Here is a 6,031-nt window from a genome sequence, read left to right on the forward strand (position 1 = left end):
GGCCCTCGCCCTGCGCGCGGTGATCGGGCCGGATCGTGCACGACGAGCCGCGACTGCCGCCCGGCGAACGCGCCGCGCCCGGGTCCCACGGTTGCGCGCGGCGAAGATTCCCTCGGTCCACCCTCATCCGGCCGGGTCGGCCGCCTCGTCGCCCCGGACGGTGGCGAGGTGCTCGAAGAAGTCCTCCGGCAGGGCGAAGCGGCCGGCGGCGGCCCGCTCGTTCTCGTCCGCCGACCGGCCGGGGAACGGAACCAGGCGGCCCGCGGCAGGGATCCGTCGGATCCGGTGTCCCGGCGGGAGTGCGAAACCGCCTCCGGGCCCACGCCGAGCGCCGACAGGAGGGCGGCCGGATCGACCGCGAGCGGCCCGAGCGGTACCAGCGGCGCGGTCGCCGCCCGGAACATCGTGCTGCCGGGCCGGATCGCCTCCGTCGCGACGGGGCGGGGCCGCGGGCGCGCGGGCGGCCCCGGGGTCCGGCAGGCCGATCATCGCGGTCATGAGGCACAGTCAATCAGGCCGAGGGGCCTCGGCGGAGCCGCCCGGACCACCCGGGATCCCCACCGGGGGACCCGCTTTGACCTGCGGTCGGAGCACAACCGGGCTGCCATGGTGTCGAGTACGTCGCGGTTCGATCTCGATCCGATCTCCGACCTGCGATGATTCGCCGCAAGTAGCACGCTTCGGCCACGGAAGAGACCTATCCGATTCTTCGCCATGTCTGGTTATGATCGGCACCCTCCCGCCGTCCCCCGCTCGCGAGGACCGATGTCTCCCATAGAACCCGAAGGCATACGAGGGCAGTCGACGCCCCGTCGGCGGCGTACCGTGCGCCTGCGCACCCTGCTCATCTGGCTGGCGGTGGTCCCCACCGTCGCGATGGGCACCCAAGTGGCGGTTTCCGCCACGCGGTTGCTGGACCAGTCGGAGCAGCTGCGGTCCGACGTGGTGGCCGCCGAGCGGATCGGCGCGCCGCTCTACACGCTCATGGTGAGCATGCAGGCCGAGCGGACCCTGACCGCCGCCCAGTGGGCGGGCACCGACGGGGCCCAGGGCGAACTGCGCGCACGTCGTGAGGCCACGGACCTGGCCGCGGCCGAATTCGGCCGGCTGGCGGACGATCCCTCGCGGTCCTTCACGGAAGTGACCCGGCAACTCGACAAGCTGGCGGGCCACCGCCAGCGCGCGGACGCCCGCAGCGGAACGGCCGACACCACCCTGACCTACTACTCCGACGTGATCGGCAAGGTCATCCAGGTGTACCAGCAGGAGTTCAGCCACGCGGAGGACGCCGAACTCGCCCAGGCGAGCCGGCCCGTGGTGGCGATGCTCCAGGCCACCGAGATGGTGGCGCGCGAGGACACCGTCCTGGCCCTGGCCGGGCCGTCCGGGGAGCTGAGCTTCGCCGGATACGACCAGTTCGTCAGCTCCCTGGGCGCCCAGCGGTACCTGCACGAGGCGCTGATCGTGCCGCACCTGGCGGAGGGCGACGAGCGGTTCTACGAGCGCGTCGTCGGCTCCGCGGACTGGCAGACGAAGACGCGCATCGAGAACGCGGTCCTGTCCGGGCACAAGGACACCGTTTCGGGCGTCAGGGTGCCCGCCGAGGTCGCCGGCTGGTCGGCCGCGCACTCCCGCTTCTCCGTACAGATGACCACGCTCAACATCGACCTGGCGCGCGCGGTCCTCACCCGGGGCAACGCCAAGGCCGCGGAGCTGCAGACCGAGGTCGCCTGGCTGATCGGCGGGAGCGGCGGTGGGCTGCTCGCCGTCGTGGTCGTCGTCGTGCTCACCACGCGGTCGGTCCTCCGCCGGCTGCGCGACCTGCACGAGCGCACGGTGACCGTCGCCGACAAGACCCTGCCCGACGTCGTCGCCCGCCTCCAGCGCGGACAGTCGGTGGACCCCGAAGCCCTGCCGGCGGTGAGCGGGGACCGGGACGAGGTCGGACTCATCAGCGACGCGTTCGCCCGGGCCGTCGCCGTGTCCGTCGACGGGCACCGGCAGCTCGCCGCCGAGCGCCACGGCTTCGGTCTGTTCGCCTCGGGCATCGCCTCGCGGACCGGGAACCTGGTCAGCCGTCAGCTGAGCCTCACCGAGGACCTCCAGGACACCTTCGGCCACGACGAGGCACTTCTCGCCGAGCTGATGCGGGCCGACCAGCTGACGGTCGGCATGCGGAGGCAGATCGAGAACCTCCTCATCCTGGCGGGCGGCGAGGTCCCCGACCCGCACACCGAGCCCATGCGCGTCGCCGACCTGCTGCGCGAAGCGGCCGCGGAGGTCGAGGACTTCCGGCGCATCGAGCGCCAGGCCCTGGACGAGACCAGTGTGGAACCGAGCGCGATCAGCCAGATCAGCCACCTGCTCGCGGAGCTGCTCGACAACGCCACCCGGTTCTCCCCGCCGCGCTCGAAGGTGGTCATCCGCGCCGAACTGGTGACGGACGGACTGTCGGTCGAGATCGAGGACCGCGGGCCGCGGGTGAGCCCGGAGCGCTACGAGGAGATGAACGGCCGCCTGCACGAGGCCCCGCCGTACTCCGTCCTCGCACAGAACGCGCACCGGCTCGGCCTCTTCGTGGTCGGGCACCTCGCCGACCGGCTCGGGGCGACGGTCACCCTGCGCCGCTCGGTGTACGGGGGCACCTCGGCGGTCGTGATCCTGCCCGCCCAGCTGCTGATGGCGGGCGACGCGGCAGCCCCGCGCGAGCTCGCGCCCGAGCGGCGCTCCCGGGCCCTGGAGCTGCTCCCGGCCCCGGCTCCCGCCGCCCTCGCGGCGGGCCCGTCCGAGGTGCGCGAAATCGAGCAGGCCCCCGAGCGCAGGCCCGAGCCCGAGCGCAGGCCCGAGCCGGTCGTGCACACCAGCGCCGGGCTGCCGAGCCGCCGTACCAAGGCATCCGCATCCGCATCCGCACCCGCACCTGCGGACGCGCTCGTACCCGCACTTGCGGGCCGCCCGGCCCTCCCGGAGCGCGTCCCGCAGACCCACATCGCCGACAGACTGCGCGAGCCCCGCGCGCCGGAAACAACCGTCCGGCCCGACACCGCGACACCCGAAGAGGTGGCCGATGCCTGGGCGGACTACGAACAGGGGACCCAGACAGTGGAAGAAGAGCTCCGACGGGATCAGGCATGACCACCTCACCGAACACTGCGGCATCCAACGACGCGATCTACAGCGTCCTCGACAACAACCTGAGCAGGATCGCGGGCGTCCAGGGCGCCGTGCTGCTGTCCAACGACGGCATCATGCTCAGCGCCTACCTGCTGGACCGGCCCCAGGCCGAGCGCATGGCGGCCGCGGCCTCCGGCATCGCGTCCACGATGAAGGCGATATCCCGGGAGATCGACGGCGGCCGGGTCATCCGCCAGCTGGTCGAGATGGACGACCGGTACCTGTGCATCGTCGGATGCGGCGAGGGCAGCACGCTCATCGTGGTGACCTCCCGCAAGGCGCGGCTCGGCGAGCTGGGCGGCGAGGCCGTACGGACCGCCCAGGCGCTCGGCGAGTGGCTGGGCACCCCCGAGCGCGGCCAGCCGTCCGCGTAATGCCGCAGGACGAGCCACAGCCACCACCACCGCCGCCCGCGGGCCGCCGCCGGACGCGGCTGTACGCCCTGACCGACGGACGTACAGCCGCCGAGCACACCGTCCTCACCATGGACACCACCATCACGGCGGTGGCCGGCGGCGACGCGGACGGTGCCCTGCCCACCGAGTGGCAGGAGATCCTCGCCATGTGCGCGCCGCCGGGCGGGCGGGCGGTCGCCGAGATAGCGGCGCGGATGCACATCCGCCTCACCCCGATGACGCTGCTCCTCGGGGAACTCGCCGACCGCGGGCTGATCCACCACCGGCCGCCCCTGGCGGTCGCCGATACCACCGACGTCCACCTGCTCATGAGAATCAGGGACAGCCTTGCCCGGATATGACACGACCGCCCACCGCGAACCGGCCCCGGTCAAGATCCTCGTCGCCGGTGGGTTCGGGGTCGGGAAGACGACCCTGGTGGAGACGATCTCCGAGATCGAACCACTGCGCACGGAGGAACGGCTGACGGCCGCCGGTGTCGGCGTCGACGACCTCGGCGGGATCGAGTCCAAGACCGTGACCACCGTGGCGATGGACTTCGGCCGGATCACCCTCACCGACGCCGGCGTCGTCCTCTACCTGTTCGGCACGCCCGGCCAGGAACGCTTCTGGTTCATGTGGGACGACCTGCTGAACGGGGCGCTCGGGGCGATCGTGCTGGTCGACACCCGGCGCCTCGACCGCAGCTTCCCGGCCGTGGACTTCTTCGAGAGCCGCGGGCTGCCCTTCGTGGTCGGCGCGAACTGCTTCCACGGCGAACAGCAGTACACCGCCGAGGAGATCGGCGCGGCGCTGCACCTGCGCGATCCGAACACGCCCGTCCTCATGCTCGACGCCCGCTCCCGCACGGACGTCCGCGCCTCCCTGCTCTCGCTGCTCGACCTGCTCATCGCCAGGGCGCAGTCCCCGGTGCCCGTCAGCGGCTGACCCCCGGGCCGGCCGCCGCCGGGGCCGACGACGCCACCGAGGCCAGGTGGTCGGCCAGGTTCCGGCGCGGGGTCCAGCCCTGCTCCCGGGCCCGGGTGAGGTCCAGGACCACCGGGTGCGCCAACTGGTCCACCGCGTAGCGGCTGAGGGCCGGCTCGGCGCCGCCGACCGTCGCCAGCGCCTGCGCGATCCGGGCCGCCGTACGGGCCACCGGCAGCGGGAGGTGCCGGATCCGGGCCCGGACGCCGTGGGCGCGCAGCACCGCGCCGACCGCCGCGTCGCGGCCGTAGGGCTCCCCGTCGGCGATGTTGTACGCGCCCGGCGCCCAGCCGGGCGCCGCGAGACAGGCCTCCGCCAGGTTCTCCACCGCGGTGAGGCTGAGCCGCACGTCCGGACCGGGCAGCAGCAGGGTGCCCGCCCGGACCCGGGAGAGCAGCCGCGGCAGCAGCGTCGTGTCGCCGGGGCCGTACACGGCCCGCGGACGCAGCACCACCGCCCCGGCGGCCAGGGCCAGGGCCTCGCCCTCCGCCTTCGTCCGGCCGTAGGCGTTCAACTGACCGGCGCGCGGGTGCTCCTCGCCGACCAGGCCGCGGTCCCGCCGCGGGTCGTAGACGCTGGCACTGCCGACCCACACCACGGGCCGCCCGCCCGCCGCCCTGAGCAGCCGCTCCGTACCGTCCACGTTGACCGCGCGCATCAGCGCCGCGGCCCGCGAGCCGGGCGCCGGATCGCCGACGGCCGCCGCGCAGTGCACCACCAGGTCCACGCCCGACAGGTCCGGCAGCTCCCGGGTCGCCTCCCAGAAACGGTGCGTGCCCACCGGGCCCGGCCTGCGGCCCAGGCACACCACCTCGGCCCCGCCCGCAGCGGCGGCGCGTGCGACGTGCCCGCCGCAGAAGCCGCCGGCGCCCGTGACCGCGATCACGATCCGGCCCGTACGGTCAGCAGGCGCCAGCCGGGCAGCGCCGCCCCCCGGTCCACCCGGGCCCGGACCACCACGGGCCGGTGGGGGGCCAGCGCGCCCAGGACGTCGGCCAGTTGGACACGGGCCAGCCGGGCCCCGGGGCACGCGTGCGGCCCGGCGCCGAACACCAGCCGGTCCACGGCCGGGCCGGCCGGCCGCAGGGCGTCGGGGTCCTGCCGGTGCGCCCCGGCCGCGTGCCGGGCGACCAGCAGCAGCCGGTCGCCGCCCCGTACCGGGCAGCCGCCCACGGACCCGTCCGCCGCGGCCACCCGGGGCAGCAGCGGCGAGGCCGCGGTGACCCGCAGCAGCTCGTCGGCGAGCACGGTCCGCAGCGTCGCCTCCGCCGCCTGCCCCCACAGTCCCGCGTCGGCGCACCAGGCCACCGCCCGGGGCAGCGCGGCGACGGTGGTGTTGACGGCGGCCACCGCCACCATCGCCGACAGCGCCTCGTCGGCGGGGCCCAGCAGCAGGCGCAGCCGGTCGGCGGCGCGGGCGGCGCGGGCCTCGGCGCGCGGGCGGCGCGGCCCCGGCAGGTGACTGCGTACGGCGG

At 74.7% G+C, this 6,031-nt stretch carries 6 protein-coding genes and 1 pseudogene; 4 read left to right on the forward strand and 3 right to left on the reverse strand.

Annotated features, from left to right (window positions below; genetic code table 11):
- Positions 1-123 precede the first annotated feature (123 nt).
- Complete coding sequence (locus ACWGE1_RS39465; RefSeq protein WP_453425294.1) at positions 124-498, reverse strand: hypothetical protein; 375 nt, start codon at positions 496-498, stop codon at positions 124-126.
- 327 nt (positions 499-825) lie between these two features.
- On the opposite strand from ACWGE1_RS39465, the gene ACWGE1_RS39470 reads away from it, so the two are divergent.
- The 4 genes from ACWGE1_RS39470 to ACWGE1_RS39485 are packed head-to-tail and all read left to right on the forward strand — an operon-like array spanning position 826 to position 4,517.
- Complete coding sequence (locus tag ACWGE1_RS39470; RefSeq protein WP_453425295.1) at positions 826-3,135, forward strand: sensor histidine kinase; 2,310 nt, start codon at positions 826-828, stop codon at positions 3,133-3,135.
- Positions 3,132-3,548: a roadblock/LC7 domain-containing protein gene (locus ACWGE1_RS39475; RefSeq protein WP_453425296.1), complete on the forward strand. Its 417-nt coding sequence runs from the start codon at positions 3,132-3,134 to the stop codon at positions 3,546-3,548. Before ACWGE1_RS39470 ends, ACWGE1_RS39475 begins: the two co-directional genes overlap by 4 nt.
- A complete protein-coding gene (locus ACWGE1_RS39480) occupies positions 3,548-3,931 on the forward strand; it encodes a DUF742 domain-containing protein (RefSeq protein WP_453425297.1) in 384 nt (127 codons plus the stop codon). Before ACWGE1_RS39475 ends, ACWGE1_RS39480 begins: the two co-directional genes overlap by 1 nt.
- Positions 3,918-4,517, forward strand: coding sequence for a GTP-binding protein (locus ACWGE1_RS39485; protein ID WP_453425298.1), 600 nt, complete (start codon positions 3,918-3,920; stop codon positions 4,515-4,517). The genes ACWGE1_RS39480 and ACWGE1_RS39485 overlap by 14 nt, the downstream gene beginning before the upstream one ends.
- On the opposite strand, the gene ACWGE1_RS39490 is transcribed toward ACWGE1_RS39485, so the two are convergent.
- Both ACWGE1_RS39490 and ACWGE1_RS39495 read right to left on the reverse strand, forming a co-directional pair.
- Positions 4,507-5,442, reverse strand: a complete 936-nt coding sequence (locus ACWGE1_RS39490; protein ID WP_453425299.1) for an NAD-dependent epimerase/dehydratase family protein — start codon at positions 5,440-5,442, stop codon at positions 4,507-4,509. The genes ACWGE1_RS39485 and ACWGE1_RS39490 overlap by 11 nt on opposite strands.
- Positions 5,439-6,031 (reverse strand): annotated as a pseudogene (locus ACWGE1_RS39495) (cytochrome P450); the annotation flags it as partial. The pseudogene ACWGE1_RS39495 and the gene ACWGE1_RS39490, both read right to left, overlap by 4 nt.

It is taken from the genome of Streptomyces sp. NPDC054932 (genome assembly GCF_053610205.1).

Excerpts from the sequence above, each read along its gene's own strand:
- ACWGE1_RS39480 (WP_453425297.1), top strand. The coding sequence starts at position 3,548 with ATGCCGCAGGACGAGCCACAGCCACCACCACCGCCGCCCGCGGGCCGC.
- ACWGE1_RS39465 (WP_453425294.1), bottom strand. The coding sequence starts at position 498 with ATGACCGCGATGATCGGCCTGCCGGACCCCGGGGCCGCCCGCGCGCCC.
- ACWGE1_RS39475 (WP_453425296.1), top strand. The coding sequence starts at position 3,132 with ATGACCACCTCACCGAACACTGCGGCATCCAACGACGCGATCTACAGC.